This window comes from Gelatiniphilus marinus (assembly GCF_042684345.1).
In the GTDB taxonomy this organism is placed as follows: domain Bacteria; phylum Bacteroidota; class Bacteroidia; order Flavobacteriales; family Flavobacteriaceae; genus Gelatiniphilus; species Gelatiniphilus marinus.
Map to the genome: position 1 here is coordinate 48,615 of NZ_JBHULK010000005.1, position 23,012 is coordinate 71,626.

Annotated in this window: 19 protein-coding genes; 15 read left to right on the forward strand and 4 right to left on the reverse strand. The window is 36.1% G+C overall.

All coding sequences use genetic code 11. From position 1 onward, the window contains the following. The first annotated feature begins 2 nt into the window (after window positions 1-2). Window positions 3-1,229 carry a murein hydrolase activator EnvC family protein gene (locus ACFSQS_RS12250; RefSeq protein WP_388019231.1) on the forward strand — a complete coding sequence of 409 codons (1,227 nt, stop codon included), beginning with the start codon at window positions 3-5 and terminating at the stop codon, window positions 1,227-1,229. Between the two features lie 217 nt (window positions 1,230-1,446). On the opposite strand, the gene ACFSQS_RS12255 is transcribed toward ACFSQS_RS12250, so the two are convergent. From ACFSQS_RS12255 to hemH, 3 genes are all read right to left on the reverse strand, one after another. Beyond that, on the reverse strand, window positions 1,447-1,659 hold the full coding sequence (locus ACFSQS_RS12255; RefSeq protein ID WP_388019234.1) for a DUF6515 family protein: 213 nt from the start codon (window positions 1,657-1,659) through the stop codon (window positions 1,447-1,449). Between the two features lie 268 nt (window positions 1,660-1,927). Then, on the reverse strand, window positions 1,928-2,488 hold the full coding sequence (locus ACFSQS_RS12260) for a CopD family protein (RefSeq protein WP_388019237.1): 561 nt from the start codon (window positions 2,486-2,488) through the stop codon (window positions 1,928-1,930). A gap of 3 nt (window positions 2,489-2,491) precedes the next feature. Beyond that, entirely contained in the window at window positions 2,492-3,526 is a 1,035-nt protein-coding gene (gene hemH, locus ACFSQS_RS12265) for a ferrochelatase (protein WP_388019240.1), read from the reverse strand. Window positions 3,527-3,741: 215 nt separating this feature from the next. Between hemH and ACFSQS_RS12270 the strand changes: the two genes are divergently transcribed. Then, the gene (locus ACFSQS_RS12270; RefSeq protein ID WP_388019243.1) at window positions 3,742-7,206 is read left to right on the forward strand and encodes a TraB/GumN family protein; all 3,465 of its coding nucleotides are present in this window, start codon (window positions 3,742-3,744) and stop codon (window positions 7,204-7,206) included. 8 nt (window positions 7,207-7,214) lie between these two features. Here ACFSQS_RS12270 and ACFSQS_RS12275 read toward each other — a convergent pair whose 3' ends face one another. Further along, window positions 7,215-8,114 carry a helix-turn-helix transcriptional regulator gene (locus ACFSQS_RS12275; RefSeq protein ID WP_388019246.1) on the reverse strand — a complete coding sequence of 300 codons (900 nt, stop codon included), beginning with the start codon at window positions 8,112-8,114 and terminating at the stop codon, window positions 7,215-7,217. 188 nt (window positions 8,115-8,302) lie between these two features. On the opposite strand from ACFSQS_RS12275, the gene hemA reads away from it, so the two are divergent. The 13 genes from hemA to ACFSQS_RS12340 all read left to right on the forward strand — a co-directional run bounded on the left by hemA (window position 8,303) and on the right by ACFSQS_RS12340 (window position 22,916). After that, window positions 8,303-9,568 carry a glutamyl-tRNA reductase gene (gene hemA, locus ACFSQS_RS12280; RefSeq protein ID WP_388019249.1) on the forward strand — a complete coding sequence of 422 codons (1,266 nt, stop codon included), beginning with the start codon at window positions 8,303-8,305 and terminating at the stop codon, window positions 9,566-9,568. Then, a complete protein-coding gene (gene hemC / locus ACFSQS_RS12285) occupies window positions 9,561-11,138 on the forward strand; it encodes a hydroxymethylbilane synthase (RefSeq protein ID WP_388019252.1) in 1,578 nt (525 codons plus the stop codon). Before hemA ends, hemC begins: the two co-directional genes overlap by 8 nt. Window positions 11,139-11,209: 71 nt before the next feature. Then, window positions 11,210-11,545 carry a four helix bundle protein gene (locus tag ACFSQS_RS12290; protein ID WP_388019255.1) on the forward strand — a complete coding sequence of 112 codons (336 nt, stop codon included), beginning with the start codon at window positions 11,210-11,212 and terminating at the stop codon, window positions 11,543-11,545. Window positions 11,546-11,609: 64 nt separating this feature from the next. Further along, window positions 11,610-12,638, forward strand: coding sequence for a uroporphyrinogen decarboxylase (hemE, locus tag ACFSQS_RS12295; RefSeq protein WP_388019258.1), 1,029 nt, complete (start codon window positions 11,610-11,612; stop codon window positions 12,636-12,638). A 122-nt stretch (window positions 12,639-12,760) separates the two neighbouring features. After that, entirely contained in the window at window positions 12,761-13,519 is a 759-nt protein-coding gene (locus ACFSQS_RS12300) for an EI24 domain-containing protein (protein WP_388019261.1), read from the forward strand. Window positions 13,520-13,574: 55 nt separating this feature from the next. After that, entirely contained in the window at window positions 13,575-14,492 is a 918-nt protein-coding gene (gene hemF / locus ACFSQS_RS12305; RefSeq protein ID WP_388019264.1) for an oxygen-dependent coproporphyrinogen oxidase, read from the forward strand. A 139-nt stretch (window positions 14,493-14,631) separates the two neighbouring features. Next, window positions 14,632-15,621: a porphobilinogen synthase gene (gene hemB, locus ACFSQS_RS12310; RefSeq protein ID WP_388019267.1), complete on the forward strand. Its 990-nt coding sequence runs from the start codon at window positions 14,632-14,634 to the stop codon at window positions 15,619-15,621. A gap of 152 nt (window positions 15,622-15,773) precedes the next feature. Next, the gene (locus tag ACFSQS_RS12315; RefSeq protein ID WP_388019270.1) at window positions 15,774-17,012 is read left to right on the forward strand and encodes a serine hydrolase domain-containing protein; all 1,239 of its coding nucleotides are present in this window, start codon (window positions 15,774-15,776) and stop codon (window positions 17,010-17,012) included. 40 nt (window positions 17,013-17,052) lie between these two features. Beyond that, window positions 17,053-18,171 (forward strand): CNNM domain-containing protein, encoded by a 1,119-nt coding sequence (locus ACFSQS_RS12320; protein WP_388019273.1) that lies wholly within the window; start codon window positions 17,053-17,055, stop codon window positions 18,169-18,171. Beyond that, a complete protein-coding gene (locus ACFSQS_RS12325; RefSeq protein WP_388019276.1) occupies window positions 18,171-18,701 on the forward strand; it encodes a methylated-DNA--[protein]-cysteine S-methyltransferase in 531 nt (176 codons plus the stop codon). Before ACFSQS_RS12320 ends, ACFSQS_RS12325 begins: the two co-directional genes overlap by 1 nt. Before the next feature lie 53 nt (window positions 18,702-18,754). Further along, window positions 18,755-19,912 carry a serine hydrolase domain-containing protein gene (locus tag ACFSQS_RS12330; RefSeq protein ID WP_388019279.1) on the forward strand — a complete coding sequence of 386 codons (1,158 nt, stop codon included), beginning with the start codon at window positions 18,755-18,757 and terminating at the stop codon, window positions 19,910-19,912. A gap of 79 nt (window positions 19,913-19,991) precedes the next feature. Further along, window positions 19,992-22,202, forward strand: a complete 2,211-nt coding sequence (locus ACFSQS_RS12335) for a S41 family peptidase (RefSeq protein ID WP_388019282.1) — start codon at window positions 19,992-19,994, stop codon at window positions 22,200-22,202. After that, entirely contained in the window at window positions 22,203-22,916 is a 714-nt protein-coding gene (locus ACFSQS_RS12340; protein WP_388019285.1) for a 3'-5' exonuclease, read from the forward strand. Window positions 22,917-23,012: the final 96 nt, after the last annotated feature.

The following is a 23,012-nucleotide window of genomic DNA, read 5'->3' on the forward strand; positions in this document are numbered from 1 at the left end:
TTTTGAATACTAAACAAATATATAAAGTTATAGTGCTTCTTGTTTTTGGGTTTAGCAGCACCTTGGGGCTTTCTCAAAACAACAAGCAAAAAGAGCTGGAAACACGCCGGCAGGAATTGCGTCGCGAAATTCAGAAATTTAACGAATTACGTTTAGAAAATAAGTCTAAAGAAAAATCTCAATTATCATTAATTGAAGATTTTAATTATAAAATTAGCATACTAAATAACCTTATTAAAGTTACTAACCAACAAGCCAATTTAATTACCCGGGAAATTAATTCGAATCAAAGAAAAATCAGCAAACTTAGAGACGAATTAAAGCAATTAAAAGAAGATTATGCGGCAATGATTGTGAAGTCTTACAAAAGTAAAAACCAACAAAGCAGGATTATGTTTTTACTGTCTTCAAACGATTTTAAACAAGCCTACAAACGGTTGCAATACATTAAGCAATATAGCGAACACCAAAAGCAACAAGGCGAAACTATTAAAGCTAAAACCACAGAATTGCAAAATATTAATGCCAATTTATTAAAGCAAAAAGAAGCCAAACAGAATTTAATTGCCGAAAATAAAGTAACTCAAAAATCATTAGAAGCCGAGCGGAAACAGCACCAAGTTTTAATGCAGTCTATTAAAAAGAACATTAATCTTTATACCTCTCAAATTAATATAAGAGAACGAGAGGCTAGAAAAATAGATGCCGAAATAAATAAAATCATAAAAGCGGCCATTGCAAGATCGAATAAAAAAGCGGGCAAATCTTCAAGCTCTAATACCTTTGCGTTAACGCCTGCAGGCAGAGCTTTGGCAAAAGATTTCGAGTCGAATAAAGGTAAATTGGGTTGGCCTGTAGAAAAAGGCATTGTAAAAGTACGCTACGGCACACAGCGGCACCCCATTAACAGATCGTTAACCATTAAAAGCAATGGGGTTAGGATTGCCACCGAAAAAAACGCTAAAGTGAGAGCGGTTTTTAACGGTGAGGTTATTGGTGTTGTGGCCATGAAAAACATAAATCCGTTGGTTATGATACGCCATGGAAACTATATTACCACCTACAAAAACCTATCTAAAGTTTATGTAAAAGAAGGCGATAAGGTAACCACCAAACAAGAAATAGGAGAGGTTTTTACCAACAGAAGAACCGGCGAAACCATATTGAGTTTTAGTATATCAAAAGAAAGCAACACTCAAAATCCAGCGTCTTGGATTTACAAAATGTGATAATATTTTGAAATACTTTTTTAGAGGGTTTACAAAATGTGATAATATTTTGAAATACTTTTTTAGAGGGTTTACAAAATGTGATAATATTTTGAAATACTTTTTTAGAGGGTTTACAAAATGTGATAATATTTTGAAATACTTTTTAGAGGATTTACAAAATGTGATAATATTTTGAGCTATGCTTAACCTATTTCAGAATCTCATAAAAACAAGTTTAAACCCTCACTAAAACATAACCTCGTGTTGTTTTTCTGTAATGTTTCCCATTCCAAAAGTAGTAGCGTTTGCCTTTAACCCTCACAATTTTGTAATGTTTAGGTGCGGTTTTAATAACAGTAACTTTTGTTGGGGCTGTTTTTACATAAGTTGCACAAGATGTTGCGCTTAACATAAATAAAACTGAAAAGAAAATAGCTGAAGTTCTCATGGCAATATAGATTTTGGACTTGTATTGCTAATAAGACTTGCTAAAAGTTAAATGGTTTAATTGGATAGAGTTTTTGCAATTAAGCTTAGCATTAGCCATTGCAAGCAGGTACGTTAGGGGTTGATGTCCCGACCCTACGGGAGAGTAAGCGACTGCCCAAAGCCGGACCTCCCGAAACTTTGGGAGTGGTAACACCATAAAAATTAAAAAATCTAAATTCAAATATGTTGGTTTTGGAATTTAGTATTTGAAAATTGAATTTTGCCTTTTAAGCTTCCGGATTCTTTTCTCTAATGTTTTTGTAAAGTTTAAACCCTAGCATAATCAATACCGCCAAAACTACAATACCTACAACACCAAACACCCAATTTATGGCGCTTTTTAATAGGGCTAAAAAGATGACCGCAAAAAGAATAAAGGTGGCGCCTTCGTTCCAGATACGCATAAAGCTTGATGATTTTTTTACCACACCATTTTGTAATTGTTTAAAATACTGATGGGTTTTTAGGTGGTAAATAATAAGTAGCAAAACAAAAGCGAGCTTAACATGCATCCAGGGCAGTTGTAATAAAGCTGGATTTATTATAAATAAAACAATGCCAAAAAATGTTGCTAAAATGGCCGATGGCCACGTAATAATATGCCACAACCGTTTCGCCATGAGTTTTAGCTGTTTGCCCAAAATGTCTTTGTCTGGCGATGGTTTTTGTGAAGCTTCTATTTGATAAACAAACAAGCGCGGAATATAAAATAAACCAGCAAACCAAGTAATTATAAAAATAAGGTGAAGTGCTTTTATATACAGGTAATAGTCTAAAAAAACATCCATAAATTATACGGTTTCAAGTTTTTTATCTGCCCATTGGTTAATCCAATTTGAAAGTAAATCAACAAACTCTTGGTCGTCGTTTAAACACGGGATTGTGGTAAAATCTTGCCCGCCCATTTCATGAAAAATCTCTTGTCCTTCCATGGCTATTTCTTCTAAGGTTTCTAAGCAATCGCTAACAAATGCTGGTGTTACAATAGCCATGTTTTTTAGCCCCTGTTTTCCTAAGCGCTCAATGGTTCTATCGGTATAGGGCTGCAACCAAGGGTCGAATCCCAATCGCGATTGAAAGGATGTAGAATAGGTGTTTGCTTTTAACTGTAGTTTTTCGGCAACCAATCGGGTTACTTCCAAACATTGGTGCCTATAGCAAAACTCATGGGCTTTACTTGGTGTTATGCAACAGCTTCCATCTATTTTACAATGCGATTTTGTAATATCGCTTTTACGAATATGACGTTCGGGAACGCCGTGATACGAAAATAACAAATGCTCGTAATTCTTGCCTTTTAAATGTTTTTTTATGGAGTTTGAAAGTACTTCGATATAATCGGGTTTATTGTAAAATGCAGGAACAGACTCAATAGTAATATTAGGGAAATGTTGTTGGCGAAGTTCTTCGGCCAATACTGTAATGGTTTGGGTTGTTGCCATAGCAAATTGCGGATATAACGGAAAAAGCAACACCTCGTCAATCCCTTTATCAACCAATTCTTGAAGACCTTTTTTAATAGTCATACTGCCATAACGCATCGCTAAAGCCACGGGCATACTAATCTGTTTTTGTATTTTTTTCTGTAATCGTTCAGATAAAACGATTAGCGGAGAGCCTTCGTTCCACCATATTTTTTTGTAGGCTGCAGCCGATTGTTTGGGGCGGGTTTTTAAAATAATGCCTTTTACTAAAGCGGCTCGCGCTATGTACGGAATGTCTATAACGCGCTCGTCCATTAAAAATTCGCCCAAATATTTTTTTACATCTTTTGGCGTAGGGCTATCTGGAGACCCAAGGTTTACTAGTAAAATTCCTTTTTTCATTTTCATTTTTTGCTAAGCTCTCGTTTAAATACAAAAACTTTAAACGAGCATTTTACAAAAATACGACACTAATTTGTAATACGCATTAAAATACCGCGCTCACCCATTAAAAAGTCCTTTTAGCTAAATTGTGTTTATCATCTTACATTAAAATACATATATTTATATATTCGTTTTAGTCATTACACTTTGCGAAATAAAGACATTTCTTTTTTATGAATAAAATACTGTACCTAGCCATATTACTTATTTCTTGCCACCTTTCTGCGCAGCAAAAATACCAAAGTTTGCTTTGGGAAATTTCTGGAAACGGACTGGAAAAATCGTCATACCTATACGGCACCATGCACGTTAGCAAAAAAGTAGCTTTTAGATTAGACGATGTTTTTTTTGAGACATTAAATAAAAGTGAGTGTGTTGCTTTAGAATCGGACCCGTCAACTTGGTTGGCTTTTAGTTATAATAGCACAACAACTAATTCTGGATATCGTTATTACGGTAACAATTTTTACTCCAATCTATTTCGATTAAAAGCACCAACTCAATTAGCCGTTAGAAATAGTATTAGAATAGACAACCGGTTAATTAGCGGCTATTTATACAGAAAAAGTTACGGCTTTGATAATTTTGAAGAAGAAACCTATTTGGATATGTTTATTTATCAAGCAGGCAAAAAGCAAAACAAACCTATTGTTGGTTTAGAAGATTTGGCTGAATCTAGATATTTAACCACTAAAGCCCGTTATAACTCCAATAAGAAAAAACCAGATGCTTGGTTACAAAAACGGTTTAAAAAAGAGAATGCCTTTTTAATTCAAGAAAACACCTATCGAGAGCGCAATTTAGATTTATTAGACTCTATTGGTGTTGCAGTAAATACTCCATTTTTTAGAGAGTATATGCTATATAAACGCAACGAAAATATGGTTGATGTTTTAGATTCTTTAATGCATAAAAAATCTGTTTTTTCGGGTGTTGGTGCTGCACATTTACCCGGAGAAAAGGGTATGATAAATATGCTTATTGAAAAAGGCTACACTGTTAAGCCATTAGTTTCTAAGCAAACTAATTTTGGGAAATCTGAAAAAAATAAACTTGAGAATTTATTTATTAAACCCAAGCTGTCTTTACAAACTACGCCCGATAAACTCTTAAGCATCAAAAGCTTCGATTCGCTTCGCGAATTTTCAAACGGAACGCAAAAATTTTACCTAGCGCCAGATATGACAAACGGTGCTTTTTTAGCCATAAAAAGAATTAGTACTTTTGAGTATTTACCTCACCACAAACCTATTGCATTAGAAAAAATTAACGACTTACTTTACGAGGATATTCCTGGAACTATTTTAGAAAAAAAAGAAATTAAATGGCCTTTCCCAGGCCTTAGCATTTTAAACAAAACTAAAAAAGGCGATTACCAAAAATATCATATTTACAAAACCCCTTTAGAGGTTATTATTATTAAGTTTGGAGGTAAAAAAGACTTTGTTAAAAATTATGAAGCTGATATTTTTAACTCAATCACTTTTAAACCTCTCAATAAGGAATTCACAACTTTTAACGATGCTTTTAAAAAATACAGCTTTACATTTCCCAACAATTACATTACCAATAATATTGATAAATCGGGCAAAAAACTAATACAAGCTAATTTGGATGACGATTATTATTTCTTTCAAGAATCGCCACACCACGATGTTAATTATATTGAAGAAGATGCTTTTGAAGCAAAGTATATCCATACTGCTTTCTATAAAGATTTTGAAATTGAAGAAACCAATGGCAGTTTTGAAAATGGCGACTATAAAAGCTATGTGTCGTCAGCAATTATCGATACTTTAAACAACAGAAAGCTCTGGTTAAAATCTGTAGTTAAAGATAATAGTTATTACCTTTTAGGTTATTCGGGCAAAAATGAAGCTAAAGCCAAGGCTTATTTTAATTCGCTAAAATTTAAAGCGTCTTTTTATGAGTCGTTAAAACAAGTAAAAGACACATCGCTTTATTTCACTACAAATTCACCTGTAAAAGCGTTGCCTCCCTATATTTCCTTTAAGGATAAAAACAAAAAGCCGTATCAAGAAATTATAAAAAAAACAACCTACACATCAAAAACCAATCAGCAAATATCGGTTACTAGAACAAAGTTTCACGACTTTAAAATGTATGCGAATATTGATAGTTTATGGAATAGTGTTAACCGAAAAACAAAGTTTTCATCAATACACACAAATCATAAAAAACTTGAAATTTTTGATGAAAACAGATTTACCGAAAATGGACTTAACATTTTTACGCACAAGTTAAAAGACACTGCCAGCAACAAAATAATTCTTGTAAAATACATTCAAAAGCAAGGTGTGCTCTACAAACTCTCTGCATTAAGCGATTCCATAAGTAAACCATCAGCGTTTATTACCCGATTTTATAATGATTTTAAACCCATGGACACATTGATGGGTAATGATATTTTAGAAGACAAAACGCAACAGTTTTTTGATGCTTTAAAAAATAATGACAGTATAGTTTTAGATGGTTACAGACAGCTTAAATTTTCTAAAAAACATACGCCATTACTTATTGATGCTTTAGAGAATTACACTTTTTCAGAAGATAAATTATTGATTAAAAACTATTTGTTGCAAGAACTTATTGAAAACGATAAAAGCGAAACGGTTAACAAATTTATTGAAAACCTATACTTAAAATCATATTCCGATCCAAACACGCAAAGGCTTATTCTTAATGGCCTTTTCCGAAGAAAAAATAAAGAATCTTATACCATGTTTTTAAAGTTGATGCACAAAGATTTACCATTAGGTTCTAAAACACCAAGTTTAGGTTTGTATGATTTTAAATCAGATTCTTTAAAAACCGCAAAATTTCTGTTTCCGGAATTGTTGAATTTTTCAACTGTTGAAGAATATAAAGCACCAATTTATGGATTATTAACTAAGCTTATTGATAGCCATATTGTTAAACCAAAAATTTACAAACCCTTTAAAAAACAAATTATAAACGATGCTAAAATTCAAATAAAACGAAGCTTAGGAAACCAAAAAAAGTACACATACAACTATAAAAGAAATTTAACTTTAGATAATTACACCAAACTTTTATTTCCTTTTAGAGAAGAAAAAAGCGTTAAAGCATTTTATTTAAGATTGTTAGATAGCAAAGATTGGGAAGCCTTAACAACCTATTATACGCTTTTAAAACAAAATAACGAGTTGATTACAAATCAACTAAAATCTAAGACCCTTTATAAAAAACCAGCACAACATTTACTGTTTACTAAATTGAAAACTCATAACATTTTAACCCAAGAAGAAACACAAGTTATCGACTTAAAAACCTTTGCCGAATCAAAGTTATTTGCGCAATCAAACTATAAAATGCCAAAAGATTCTATTTGCTTTCTGGAAGAAAAAACCTTTAAAACCGATACCAATGAAGACATTCGTCTTTTTATTTTTAAACGGATAAACAAACGCTTAAATGATGATAATGAATACTTACATTATATAGCTTTTGAAAATAATAATACTATAAAACCGTATTACACGAGTCGAAAAAATGGCGTTTCAGTATCTGGAATTAAAACGGATAATGAAGTTATTGAAAACACCATTACTTTAATAAAGCATAAAACAAGAAAGCGTATTAACCGCGGATATTAAAGTGGTTTTTATGCCTGCGACATTAAATATTTTTTGGGCGTTGTACCGTATTTCTTTTTAAAAGCTGCAATAAAATGGCTGGATGTGCTATAGCCTACTTTGTGCCCAACTTCGGTTACATTGTGATCGCCGGTTTCTAATAATTTTCTGGCAAACTCCATTTTGTAATCAAACAAAAAACTAAAAACCGAATCGCCATAAATTTGCTTAAAACCTTCTTTTAGTTTTTTTAAATTCAATCCTATTTCGTCTGCAAGTTCTTGTAAGCTAGGTGGTTCTGCCATTCTGGAAATAACAATGTCTTTGGCTTGCCGTATTTTAATAACGTTGGTTTCATCTACTAAAAATGGGCAGTGCTCAATATTTGCATCTTCACTTCTGTTAAAGTACAAGCTTAATAGCTCTAAGGCCTTTCCTTTAAAATAAAGTGTTTTTATAGATTGGTTAAGGTTGTAGCTAATCAATTGGTTTAAAACAATGGCCATAGATGGCGAAATTACCCCATCTTTATAATATTTTTTGTCTTTGTTGTCTTCATTTAAAAATGAAATATAATCGGCTTCTTGAGAAAACAGACCGTGAAATTTTTTAATTGAAATAAGTAAAGAAACCATCCAAGAATTTGGATTTACTTCTAAATTAATGGGCAAATCGCGCTGCGGATTATAGAGCAGTAACGAGTTTTCTTCTTGGATGTTTAAAGCATATCGGCCTTCGTTAAAAAGAAATTTGCTTAACCCTTTAAGGCAAAAATGAAACTGAATATAATCGCTATCTATGCTTTTTTCAACTTTTTCAACCAGATTGCCATCGTTTTTATTAGTAAAAATCCAAAAGCCATCATCAACTTGGGTTTCGTTAAAAGTCCCTCTAGCGATATTTTTTTTTGAGATTTCTTCGTTGGTCATTTCAATTTATTTAGATTGGTTCTAAACTAAGAAGTCAGAACCCGTTGGTTTCACTGCTAAAATATGACATTTCCCCTACTTTTATTAAAAAAACGGTTAAAAAACCACAAACGACACTAAAAGTTCTTTTAGCGTTGTTTTTTTTCTAATCATAAATATACATTTGTTAGAGAAATTACAGAACACTAATGCAGAAATACAATATATCTAGATGCAACTCCTTTTTCGCCATTGGTTTAAGTTACAAAAAAGCAGATGCTTGCACTAGAGGGGACTTTAGTTTAAGCGAAGAGGCAAAGTTAGCATTGATGGAGCAGGCCAAAGCCAACGATATTGAGAGCCTGCTTGTAACTTCTACCTGTAACCGAACAGAAATCTATGGTTTTGCACAGCATCCTTACCAGCTAATCCAATTGCTATGCGATAATACCAGAGGTACGGTTGAAGCGTTTAAAAAAGTAGCATATACTTATAAAAACAAAGAAGCCATTGCGCACATGTTTCGTGTGGGCTCTGGTTTAGATAGCCAGATTTTAGGCGATTTCGAAATTATCAGCCAGCTTAAAAAAAGCGCTAAGCTTTCCAGAAAATTCGGTTTGTTCAACCATTTTACAGAACGTTTGGTAAATGCCGTTATTCAGGCCAGCAAGCGCATTAAAACCGAAACCAACATTTCTTCTGGTGCCACATCGGTATCGTTTGCCTCGGTGCAGTATATTTTAAACACGATTGAAAATGTTTCAAATAAAAACATTTTGCTTTTTGGAACCGGAAAAATAGGTAGAAATACCTGCGAAAATTTAGTTAAACATACCAAAAACGAGCAAATCACACTAATCAACAGAACGAAGGATAAGGCCGAAAAAATAGCCGGAAAATTTAATTTAGTGGTTAAGGATTATGCCAACTTACAAGAAGAGATTAACAACTCAGAGATACTAATTGTTGCCACTGGTGCACAGCGTCCAACCATTGATAAACACTTGATAAATACCAATAAGCCGCTTTTAATTTTAGATTTGTCGATCCCTAAAAATGTGGATGATAACGTAACCGAATTGCAAAATGTATCGTTGGTGCATTTAGATCACTTATCAAAATTAACAGATCAAACCTTAGAGGAACGGAAAAAACATATTCCTTTGGCAGAAACTATAATTGATGAGGTAAACGCCGAATTTAACGACTGGCTGGAAACCCGAAAATTTGCCCCAACCATTAAAGCCTTAAAACATAAGCTACATGATTTTAAAGTAGCTGAGTTGGATGCCCAACGCAAAAAACTATCGGACTTTAACGAAAAGCAAGCGGAGATTATCAGCAATAACATCATTCAAAAAATCACCAATCATTTTGCGCATCATTTAAAAGATGATAGCATCTCTACCGGCGACAGCCTCGAACTTATCAAAAAAGTATTTCAGCTAGAAGAATCTCCGAAAACAAATGTCTAAAATTATAAGAATCGGTACGCGCGATAGCGAATTGGCGCTATGGCAAGCTAAAACCGTACAACAACAACTTGAAAGTTTAGGTTATAAAACACAACTGGTCCCAGTAAAATCTACCGGCGATATTGTTTTGGACCGCCCCCTGTATCAATTGGGAATAACAGGCATTTTTACCAGGACACTGGATATTGCGATGCTAAACAACGATATCGATATTGCGGTACATTCCTCAAAAGACGTGCCCACATTATTACCAAAAGGCATTGTGCAAGCAGCCGTAATAAAACGTGGCAACGTAAACGATACACTGGTTTTTAAAAACAACGAGGAGTTTTTAAGCGCCAAAAACGCCACCATTGCCACCGGTAGCCTACGCCGAAAAGCACAATGGCTAAACCGCTACCCAACGCATACCATAGTAGATATTCGCGGCAATGTAAACTCTCGTTTGCAAAAACTTAAAGATAACGACCATTGGAACGGCACTATTTTCGCTGCCGCGGGCATTGGGCGCATTGGCCTAAGGCCCGAAGAAGCTGTTAATTTAGATTGGATGATTCCAGCACCGGCACAAGGTGCCATAATGATTACGGCTTTAGATGAAGATGAAGAAACTAAGGCCATTTGCGCAGAACTCAACCATAAGGAAACCGAAACCTGCATCAACATCGAACGCGAATTCTTAAACCGATTAGAAGGCGGTTGTACCGCCCCCATTGGCGCCTTAGCTTATATTAAAAATGAAGAAGTACATTTTAAAGGTGTTTTATTAAGTGAAGACGGCAGCAAAAGAATCGACGTTACACGCGTTAAAAAACTGGGCGAACACAAGGATATGGCTAGATTTTGTGCCGATTTTGTTATCGAGCGCGGTGGCAAACGCTTAATGGACACGATTAAAAATTCAACAAAAAAAACTAACGTTTATTCCACCAAGTCACTTACCGAGAGCCAGCGTCTTTTGTTTCATCAAAAGGTAAAGGCCGAAAGTTTCGATTTTATCAAAATAAACCTCAACAGAATCCATCCAAGAATTTTCAAAAACGAAATAAAAAATGTTATCATTACCAGTAAAAATGCGGTAGAATCGTTAATAACAAACTATTCGGCAGCAGAATTACAGTTTAAAAACATTTATTGTGTGGGCAGGCGCACCAAAAGACTTATCGAGCAAAAAATAGGGCCTGTTAAACATTCTGAAAAGAATGCCAAAAAATTAGCCGAATATTTGGTTGACTATATTGAAGGTACCGAAGTCACTTATTTCTGCAGCAATTTAAGGCTGGACGATTTGCCAACCATCCTGGAGGAAAACCATATAAAAGTAAACGAAGTGGAAGCCTACCAAACCAAGTACGACGGTGTAAAGGTTAACGATTCTATTGAAGCTGTTATGTTTTATAGCCCCTCGACCGTACAGAGTTTTGTTAAAGCGAACAACACCGAGGTTATTGCGTTTTGCATTGGCGAAAGCACCGCAAAAGAAGCCAAAAAGCACTTCAGCGATGTTAGGGTCGCCAAAGTACCAACTGTGGAGAGTGTTATTGAGTTGGTGAATATGCACTTTGTTTGATTGCTGTTAGCTATTGGGAGTTAGCTACTAGCTTCACTGTTGCGCTAAAACCAAAAGACTAAAGCTAAAACATGAGGAATTATAAAAATTTAAAGATTTGGGAGCAAGGGATTGAGCTAGTAAAACAGATATATGTTTTAGTAGAACAGTTACCTTCATCCGAAAAATTTGGGTTAAAATCTCAGATTACCAGAGCAGCAGTTTCAATTCCTTCAAATATTGCTGAAGGTTGTAGCAGAAATAGTGAAATCGAGTTTAAACGTTTTTTAGAAATAGCAATGGGTTCACTTTTTGAAGTTCATACTCAATTAATCATTATACAAGAATTAAATTTTATTAAGTCAGAAGATTTAGTTCCAATTATTGAACTTTTAGAGACTGAAGGGAAAATGATAAACGGATTATAAATACAATTAAAAACAGCTTATAAACCTTAGCTAAAAGCAAAAGGCCAACAGCCAAAAGTCAGATATGAAAAACGATTTATTTTTAAGAGCATTAAAAGGAGAAACGGTTAATCGTCCACCCGTTTGGATGATGCGTCAAGCAGGTCGATACTTGCCGGAATTTATCGCCATCCGAGAGAAATACGATTTCTTTACCCGGTGCCGAACGCCAGAACTGGCCAGCGAAATTACGGTACAACCCATACGCCGTTACGGTATGGATGCCGCTATTTTGTTTAGCGACATTTTGGTGATTCCGCAAGCGATGAATATCGTGGTACAAATGAAGCCCAATTTTGGCCCGTATTTACCAAATCCGGTACGCACTCAAAAAGATGTCGATAACGTTATTGTGCCCGATGTAACGGTAGAGCTGGACTATGTATATCAAGCCATAAAAGCCACTAAAGAATTGCTTAATAATGAGATTCCGCTAATAGGTTTTGCAGGCTCGCCATGGACCATTTTGTGCTATTGCGTACAAGGTCAAGGCAGTAAAAATTTCGATAAAGCCAAAGAATTCTGTTTTACAAACCCCGTGGCGGCACATCAATTATTGCAAAAAATTACCGATACCACCATTGCTTATTTAAAAGAAAAAGTAAAAGCAGGTGTTAATGCGGTTCAGGTTTTCGATTCTTGGGGCGGCATGCTATCGCCAACCGATTATCAAGAATTTTCGTGGCAATATATCAATCAAATTATTGAAGCCTTAAAAGACGATGCGCCGGTTATAGCCTTTGGTAAAGGCTGTTGGTTCGCACTTGGCGAGATGGCAAAATCCAACGCTTCGGCTTTGGGTATCGACTGGACCTGCTCGCCACAAAACGCCCGTTATTTAACTGGTGGCAACATAACGCTACAAGGTAATTTCGACCCGTCGCGTTTACTTTCGCCGCCGGCGGAAATCAAGAAAATGGTGCATCAAATGATAACCGATTTTGGCAAAGACAAATACATTGTAAACCTGGGCCACGGTATTTTACCACACATTCCGTTAGATAACGCAAAAGCGTTTATAGATGCCGTAAAAGAGTATAAAAGCCCCTCTTAATCTCCCCAAAGGGGGAGAGACCACAAGATCTGGGTGTAACGTCAATTAATTGGTTTTTATTATTTTAACAGCTTTAAACGTAATTAATTCCCTCTCCTTTGGAGAGGGCTAGAGAGAGGCCTATGATAAAAAATATTATTTCAAGCATTAAAGCATATTTTGGTGCGTTTAGTTTAATATCAAAGTTAAAACTCTGGAAATATTTTGCAATACCAATATTAATTAGCATTGTAACCGCTATTAGTATCGGTGTTTCAGCCTATGGCCTCTCCGATAATATTGGGCATTACATCTCTAAAATCTGGATTTGGGATTGGGGCAAAACCACCTTTACCACCATTGGTAATGTTATTGGCGGTTTAGTTATTATTGTAATCGGGCTTATCCTGTTCAAGCATATTATCATGGCGCTTTCGGCACCTTTTATGAGTCCCGTGTCCGAAAAAATCGAAGCCCATTTAACGGGAACTAAAAACCATTCGTACCGGGACACCTCGTTTTTACAACAACTTTGGCGCGGTGTTCGCATTAACGGCAGAAATTTATTGATGGAACTATTTTTAACCATACCCATTCTGCTGTTAAAATTCATCCCGGTGGTTAATATATTTTCAACGGTGTTACTCTTTGCCGTTCAAGCATACTATGCCGGATTTGGTAATATGGATTATACATTAGAGCGGCATTTTAAATATGCCAAAAGCGTCCAGTTTGTACGCAAACATCGCGGATTGGCCATAGGCAACGGTTTGGTTTTTATATTGTTCCTGTTTATCCCGGTAATTGGCGTTATTTTGGTGTTGCCTTTATCGGTAACCGCGGCCTCTGTAAAAACGGTTGAAGCTTTGCAATTAAAAAACACAGAATCACTTGCTAATTAGATAGCATAGATAATGATTAAACAAAATCCGATAGGCTTAAAAAAACAACAATGCATTGAAAAACAAATTCTACCAATACATACAAGGTTTACAAAACACCATCACGTCAAAGCTAGAAGCCATTGACGGCAAAGCCAAATTTAAAGAAGACATTTGGAAACGGCCCGAAGGCGGTGGCGGACGAACACGCGTTATAGAAAACGGCAATGTTTTCGAAAAAGGCGGTGTAAACATTTCGGGTGTTCATGGTAAGCTACCAAAATCTATGCAAGCCTATTTTAAGGTGGGCGATGTCGATTTTTTTGCCTGCGGATTGAGTTTGGTATTGCACCCTAAAAATCCCATGGTGCCAACCGTACACGCCAATTGGCGATATTTTGAGATGTATGATAGCTCTTCCCCTTCGGGGAAGTTGGTTGGGGCTTGGTTTGGTGGCGGACAAGATTTAACGCCGTATTATCTGTTTGAAGAAGACGCAAAACACTTTCATAAAACCTGTAAAACAGCATGCGATAAGCACAATCCAGAATTTTATCCAAAGTACAAAAAACGCTGTGATGAATATTTTTACAACACGCACCGAAACGAAGGCAGAGGCATTGGCGGTTTGTTTTTCGATTATTGCAAAGCATCAGAAACCATGACCATGGAAAATTGGTATAACTTTGTAACAGATGTTGGCAATAGTTTTTTGGAAGCCTATATTCCCATCGTTGAAAAACGAAAAGATTTACCCTATACCAAAGAACAACGCAGTTGGCAAGAAATTCGCCGCGGGCGTTATGTAGAATTTAATTTAGTACACGATAAAGGCACACTTTTCGGATTGAAAACCAACGGGCGCATAGAAAGTATTTTAATGAGTTTACCGCCGCATGTGCAATGGGTTTACGACCATCATCCGCAAGCCGGTAGCGACGAGGAAAAATTAATTGAGGTATTAAAAAAACCTAAAGATTGGATAGCCTCTTAACTACAAAAAAGAACTCAATAATTGAAGAGTATTAAAATAAAAAATAATAACCACATTTCTGTTTATCCTATAAAAACAGGAGTCTTAAACCCTATTCACCCCTAATAGGAATTTCCCCTTTGTGGGATAGGGGGTTTATATGTACCCACTTAAAAGAAACCGAAGATTAAGATCAAACGAAGCTATTCGTTCATTAGTTCGTGAAACCATAATAACGCCAAACGATTTTTTAGTCCCATTATTTGTGGTTGAAGGCAAAGGCATTAAAGAAGAAATCGCATCAATGCCTAATTACTATCGTTTCAGTTTAGATGTATTGGAAAACGAAGTGAAAGCACTTTGGAAACTAGGATTAAAATCGGTGCTGCTTTTTGTGAAAGTGCCCGATAATTTAAAAGATAATAAAGGAAAGGAAGCTTTAAACCCAAACGGATTGATGCAACGCGCCATTGAAACCGTAAAAAACACCTGCCCCGATATGTTGGTGATGACCGATGTGGCACTCGACCCCTATTCCATGTACGGGCACGATGGCATTATTGAAAACGGTGTAATTGTTAACGACGATACCGCAGAATTTCTTGCAGAAATGAGCATTTCACACGCCAAAGCCGGTGCCAATTTTGTAGCGCCAAGCGATATGATGGACGGACGCATTTTAACCATTCGCGAAGCTTTGGAGGACGAAGGCTTTACAGATACCGGTATTATGAGTTACTCCGCAAAATACGCCTCGGCATTTTATGGCCCGTTTCGGGATGCTTTAGATTCGGCGCCGGTGGATTTAAAAAACATCCCGAAAGACAAAAAAACCTATCAAATGGATGTTGCCAACAGGCACGAAGCACTTAGGGAAACCGAAATGGATATTGATGAAGGTGCCGATATCGTGATGGTAAAACCAGGGATGAGCTATTTAGATATTTTACGCGACATTAAAAATGAATTTGATGTGCCAGTAGCCGTATATCAAGTTTCGGGCGAATATGCCATGATTAAAGCTGCCGCCGAAAAAGGCTGGTTAAACCACGACCAAATTATGATGGAAACCACAACCGCTTTTAAACGCGCTGGCGCCGATGTGATTGCGAGTTACTTTGCAAAAGATATTGTGAAATTGATTTCTTAGTACATTAACAGATAAACAAGCCCTGTAAGGTTTTAAAAACCTAACAAGGCTAAATCAAATTTAAAAACTGTATTTTTATCTCATATTAACCCATATTCATGTTTAAGAATATCATTTTATGTATTTTATTTTGTCTGCTGATAAAATATCCTTTGAGCGCCCAACTAAGCTACGATACGCCAGAATCTGTTGGGCTCGATTCAACTTACATAAAAACCAATGTCGATTCTATAATGCGCGACGCCATTTTTCAGAAAGCATTTCCGGGCGCGCAACTGCTGGTTGCCAAACAAGGTAAAATCATTTTCCATGAGGCTTACGGGTTTCATGGCTACGACAGCATTCAAAAAGTAAATTTAAACGATATTTACGATTTGGCATCGGTAACCAAAATAGCGGGACCATTGCCGGCTTTAATGAAACTTTACGAAGAAAATAAGTTAAAGTTAGATATTCCTTTTAGCACCTATTGGAAAGATTGGAAACACCAAAAAGACAAAAAAAACATTACGCTCAGGGAACTGCTGGCGCATCAATCGGGGATAAAACCATACATTGTTTTTTTAGCTGAGGTTTTTAAAAAGAACGGAAAAATTAAAAAACGATTCATTAAAACCGAAAAAAGCAAAGGGTTTTCAAATGAATATTACCAAGACATTTATGTTAAGAACCGATTTAAGAATAAAATCTATCGCAAAATCAAACGGGTAAAAGCCGATGGTAAAAAAGAGTATTTATACTCAGGGATCGCTTCTTTGATTTATCCGCAGATTATCGAAGATATTACGGGCGTACCCTACCGCATCTATCTTCAAAACAATTTTTACAAACCCTTGGGTTGCATCACACTTGGGTATCTTCCAAAAGAGAAAAACTTTAAAAATGCCATTGTTCCCACAGAAATCGATACCGTGTTTAGAAAAACATTGGTAAACGGTTGGGTACACGACGATAATGCGGCGCTTTTAGGTGGTATTTCGGGCAATGCGGGTTTGTTTGGTAGTGCAACAGATTTGGCAAAATTTATGCAAATGCTGGTGCAAAATGGCAATTATGCGGGCAGGCAATATTTTAAGCCCGAAACGGTAATGGAATTTACCAGAATACAATACCCGGAAAACAACAACCGCCGAGGTCTTGGATTCGATAAACCATTAATTGGCAACGACACGTTAAGCATAAAAGAGGCTTATCCGGCGCCAGAGGTCAGTCCGGAAAGTTTTGGGCATGCTGGGTTTACAGGCACTTTTGTTTGGGCAGACCCTAAAAACGAGTTGGTGTTTATCTTTCTTTCCAATCGGGTGTACCCAACAAGAACGCATCGCAATATTTATAATTTGAACATCAGGCCCAAATTGCAACAATTATTTTATACCGCTTTAAAAGATTAATATCGATTGAAATTAGTATTTTAGACCTTTAAATTTTCTTATGGGATTACTTCTGTTTTACGCTTTTGTTTCAGTGTTTTTTTCGTTTTTATGCTCTATTTTAGAAGCTGTACTACTTAGCGTTACGCCAACATTTATAAATGTAAAAAAGCAAGAAGGCAAAGACTATGCATCAGCTTTGGAAGCCTTAAAAAAAGATGTGGATAGGCCGTTAATAGCTATCCTAACTTTAAACACTATTGCACACACCGTTGGTGCTATTTTGGTTGGAGTACAGGCAAAAGTGGCTTACGTAGAATTATACGGTTCGCAAACAAGAACTATTTTTGGACTTAGGTTTACCGAAGATTTAATGGTTGGTGTGGTTTCTACAATTATGACTATTTTAATACTGGTTGCCTCAGAAATCATCCCGAAAACCATTGGCGCTACCTATTGGAAATCGTTAGCGAATTTTACAAGCAAAGCCCTAAAGGTTTTAATTTTTCCTTTAAAATGGACGGGTTTGCTATGGTTGCTTCAGCTCACTACTAAGCTTATTGGAGGTAAAGGACATGGCAGTATTTTAAGTCGAGAAGATTTTCATGCCATGGCAGATATAGCTCACGAAGAAGGTGTTTTCCAGGAATCTGAAAGTAAGGTCATTAAAAATCTTTTAACCTTTAAGGAAATTAAAGCCAAAGATGTGATGACACCGCGAACCGTTATAAAAACAGAAAGCGGAGATACCACCGTTGAAGATTTTTTCAATCAAAATCTAAACCTTCGCTTTTCTAGGGTTCCTATTTATTTAGATTCCGAAGACAATATAAAAGGACTGGTTTTAAAAGACGATGTATTTAAGGAAATGGCACTTGGTAACGGCAGCAAAAAACTTTCGGAATTGAAACGGGACATCATCATCGTAACCCGAAACATGGCCATTCCAACACTGTTTGAAGAGCTTGTAGAAACCCGAAACCACATGGCTTTGGTGGTTGATGAATACGGTACCGTAAGCGGATTGGTAACCATGGAAGACGTTATTGAAACCTTGCTCGGTTTAGAGATTATGGATGAAAGCGACAACGTATCAGATTTACAGGTGCAGGCTAGAAAAAACTGGGAGGCCCGAGCCAAAAGACTGGGGATTCTAGACGACACTATTACCGAGGATTAATGGAAACTTGCATCATCAAAACGCCTTTGGGGTTCACTAAAATTATTGGTGATGAAGTTGGTATTGCTTCAATTACAGTTTTAAATACTTTAGACACCTCCGAAGGAGAAACAACTGATTTTTCTTTCCCACGAAAGTGGCAATCAGAAGAAAAAACCACCGATATTATCCCTATTGAATTAGAAGATTGCGCTATTCAGCTTAACGAATATTTTGAAGGCACTCGCAAACAATTCAACTTAAACCTCAACCCCAAAGGCACCGATTTTCAACAAAAAGTTTGGAAAGCGCTTCAGCAAATCCCTTATGGTAAAACCCTTTCATATTTAGAATTATCCAAACAATTGGGCCATGCAAAAGCCATTCGCGCCGTTGCCAATGCCAATGGCAAAAACCCACTTTGGATTATTGTTCCGTGTCATCGTGTTATTGGTAGCGACGGTAGTTTAACCGGTTACGCTGGCGGATTGCACCGAAAAAAATGGCTGTTAGAGCACGAAAGCCCTTATAAACAACAATCGCTGTTTTAGTTGTCTGAAAACATAAAATTTTTCCTATATTTATTTCAACTAAAATTCTTAAAATGAAATTCCTGAAAAAATTCTTAAAATGGATAATCATCCTATTCGGTTTGTTGGTCGTTGTACTTTACGCCACCGATACCGATTATTTGCTTAAAGCGGTTAGAACCATTTATCTTACCGGACATTCTACGGCATATTTAGAAGATTACAAAAAATTTGACAACCAAGTGGTTGAAAACGGCACGCCCCAGCCCTGGCCAAATCATAAAAACTACAATACCGTTCAAGAATCAAAAGGCTTAAAACAAATCAATAAAACGAATGGCACCATTGCTTATGTGATTATAAAAAACGATAGTATATGGTTTGAAAATTATTACGACGCTTTTAACGAAAACTCTAAAACCAACTCGTTTTCCATGGCCAAAAGCTATGTGTCCGGGCTTATGGGAAAAGCCATTCAAGAGGGTTATATTAAAAGTTTAGACCAACCGGTTAGCGATTTTATCCCGGAATTTGGAGAAGGATTGGCCGCTAAAATGACGGTTGGCGATTTATCGTCTATGGCATCTGGCACCAATTGGGACGAAAAATACTATTCGCCTTTGTCCATTACAACACGCGCCTATTTTGATGACGATTTGGAAAAAGTGATGTTGGGTTTAAAAGTGGTTGAAGAACCAGGAATAGCTTTTAAATACTCAAGTGGAGACACCCAAATGTTGGCTATGGTTATTGAAAAAGCCACAGGTAAGAAACTATACGATTACCTAACCGAAAGTTTCTGGAAACCTTTGAATTGCGAAAACCCAACCCTTTGGCAAGTGGATAGCGAAGATCACGATCTGGTAAAGGCCTATTGCTGTATTGCCAGTAACGCCAAGGATTTTGCGCGTTTTGGAAAACTTTACAAAGACCACGGCAAATGGAACGGCAAACAGCTACTGGATTCTGCTTTTGTGGCAAAATCCTTAAAACCGCGTTTTCCCGAAAGTCCACAATACGGTTATGGCTGGTGGCTAAAAAGCATTGGCGATAAGCATTTTTTTATGATGCGCGGGCACCTCGGGCAATATGTAATTGTTGAGCCTAGCGACAATATTATCATCGTTAGACTTGGGCATTCCAAAGGAAACAACAACAAAGTTGGGCAATTTACGGGGGATATTTTTACTTATATTGAAGAAGCTTATAATATGTTGGGTTACAATTTATAAACCCTAATGTTTTGTTATTTAACGTTTTATTAAGTTGTAAGAAAATATTTTTAATTTTCTTTAGTTGAAATATTCAATTATGAAAACAATAATTCTTTTTTTAAGCATATTTTTTTTAACGTTTCAGTCGTGTTCGCAAAATCAAAACACAAAAAAGTTCAATTTAGATTTTGAGGAATATAACAGGCTATTGGGTCTCCCCAATAAATGGTTTAAATGGGGCAAATATAATTTAGAAGCCGATACATTACATGTGCGTTCTGGAAAATTTTCAGCTAAAATCAATTCAGGAGAAAAAGAAGGTTCTTTTGGCAGTATAGCCTATGCTATTCCTGCAAACTACGAAGGGGAATCCATTCAGCTTGAAGGCTATATGAAAATTAAAAATATTGAAAATGGCTTTGCAGGTTTACTTTTAAGAATTGATGGGGAAAGCGAAATTTTGGGCTTCGATAATATGAAAGACCAAAACATAAACGGCACCAAAGATTGGCAAAAATACAAAATCACACTTCCTTACCCCGACGGTGCAAAAACCATTTATGTCGCGGGTTTATTGGATGGTACAGGCGAAGCGTGGTTTGACGATTTTGTTTTAACTATTGACGGCAAAAACATTCAAACCTTAAAAGAAATTGAAAAACCCATTTTAAAAGCAGAACTCGATAAAGCTTTCGATTTGGGCTCAAACATTACTTTCCCAAAACTTGATGATAAACGTATTACAAATTTAGACGTGTTGGGTAGAGTTTGGGGCTTTTTAAAATACCATCATCCAGAGATTGCCAAAGGAAACTATAATTGGGATTACGAATTGTTTAGGATTTTACCAAAATACAATCAAGTTAAATCCAATGCTGAAAGAGATGCGTTGTTGGTTAATTGGATAGATAATTTAGGCAAAGTTGAACCCTGTAAATCCTGCAAAGACACTTCGGAAAACGCTTTTGTAAAACCAGACCACGCGTGGATAAACGCTTTTGGTTTAAGTGCTGAATTAAAAGATAAATTAAATCATATCTATAAAAACAGGCATCAAGGAAATGGTTTTTATATTAATGCTGTTGCAGATCGTATTAAATTTTTGAATGAGAATAAGTATTACAACATGTCTTATAAAGACGCTGGATTTAAACTATTAGCGTTGTATAGGTATTGGAATATGATGCAATATTTCTTCCCGTATAAATATGTAACGGATAAAGATTGGAATACTATTTTAAAGGAGTACATTCCAAAATTCATTAATTCTAAAAATAAATTAGAATATGAATTAATCACCATTTTATTAATAAGCGAAATAAACGATACGCATGCAACTACTTCTGTGGGGTTTAATAATGTACAAAATCGAAGAGGCGAATATTATCCGTCGTTTAAATTACAGTTTATCCAAAATAAATTTGTGGTAACCGATTATTATAATCCCGAATTTAAAGACGCTTCAAAAGTTAAAGCTGGGGATATTATTACACACATCAATGAAAAACCAATCGAATCCATAGTCGATAGCATCAGTCCGTATTACCCCGCTTCAAATAAAACATCAAAACTAAGGGATATTTCCAGAGATCTTTTGCGTTCAAATAAAAAGGAAATCAGCATTAAATTCATATCAAATAATCAAAACAAACAACATCGTTTACCACTTTATGAAAAAAGTGACTTAAATTTAGACTGGTACAAATGGGAAGGTAAATGTTATAAAATATTAGATGGAAACATTGGATATATTACTTTGCAATTCATTAAAAAAGAAGATATTCCAGTAATTAAAGAAGCGTTTAAAGATACCAAAGGTATTATAATCGATATTCGTAATTACCCTTCAACCTTCGTTCCGTTTATGTTGGGCACTTATTTTGTTTCAGAAAACACACAATTTGCTAAATTTACTATTGGCAATATCAATAATCCCGGAGAATTCGTTTTAAAGCGAGGTGATGAAATTCCAAAACCAAGCGAAACCTATAAAAATAAATTGGTTGTTTTGGTCAATGAAGATTCTCAAAGTCAATCGGAATATACCGCTATGGCATTTAGAGCAGCCGATAACACTACCATAGTTGGCAGTACAACGGCTGGAGCGGACGGCAATGTTGTTTCAATGTATTTACCTGGTGGTTTGTTGACTAGATTTTCTGGAATTGGCGTATATTATCCAGACGGCACCGAAACCCAACGGATTGGCATTATACCCGATGTTGAGGTAAAACCAACTATTGAGGGTATTAAAAATGGTATTGACGAACCATTGGAAAAGGCTATCGGAATTATTAAAAAAGAGTAAATGATTAGCAAACTAAACCTAGAAAACATCCTATTCCTGGACATTGAAACCGTTCCGGAAACCCAGCGTTTCTCTGATTTAGACGACACCAAACAAGCGCTTTGGGAACAAAAATCGCAGTACCAACGCAAAGACGATTTTACTGCAGAAGAGTTTTACGAACGTGCCGGAATTTGGGCGGAATTTGGGAAAATAATCTGTATTTCGGTGGGCTATTTTACACATCAAGGCGATAGCAGAACGTTTCGGGTCACGTCTTTTTATGGTGATGAAATTAAAATTCTTAAAGATTTTAAAAACCTTTTAATCGCTCATTTTAGTGAAACCAAACATTTGCTTTGTGCCCATAATGGTAAAGAATTCGACTTTCCGTACATTGCGCGACGCATGATAATCCACAATATCGAATTGCCGTACAAACTCAATCTGTTCGGGAAAAAACCATGGGAAGTTCCGCATTTAGATACGCTGGAACTTTGGAAATTCGGCGATTACAAAACCTATACCTCTTTAAAATTACTCACCAATGTTTTGGGCATTCCTTCACCAAAAGACGATATTGACGGTAGCGAAGTCTATAAGGTGTATTATGAGGAAAACGACATAGATCGCATCATTATATACTGCGAAAAAGATACCATTGCCGTGGCCCAGATATTTTTAAGGTTGCGTGGCGATGCGCTTTTGAGCGATGATGAAATTATACACGTATAATAAACCGTTTTGGGTTACAAAACCTCAATAAAATGAATGAAAAAAGTCCAGATAAAACTATTAACTGGACTTTTTTCAAGGTTAAAAAAGGGAATG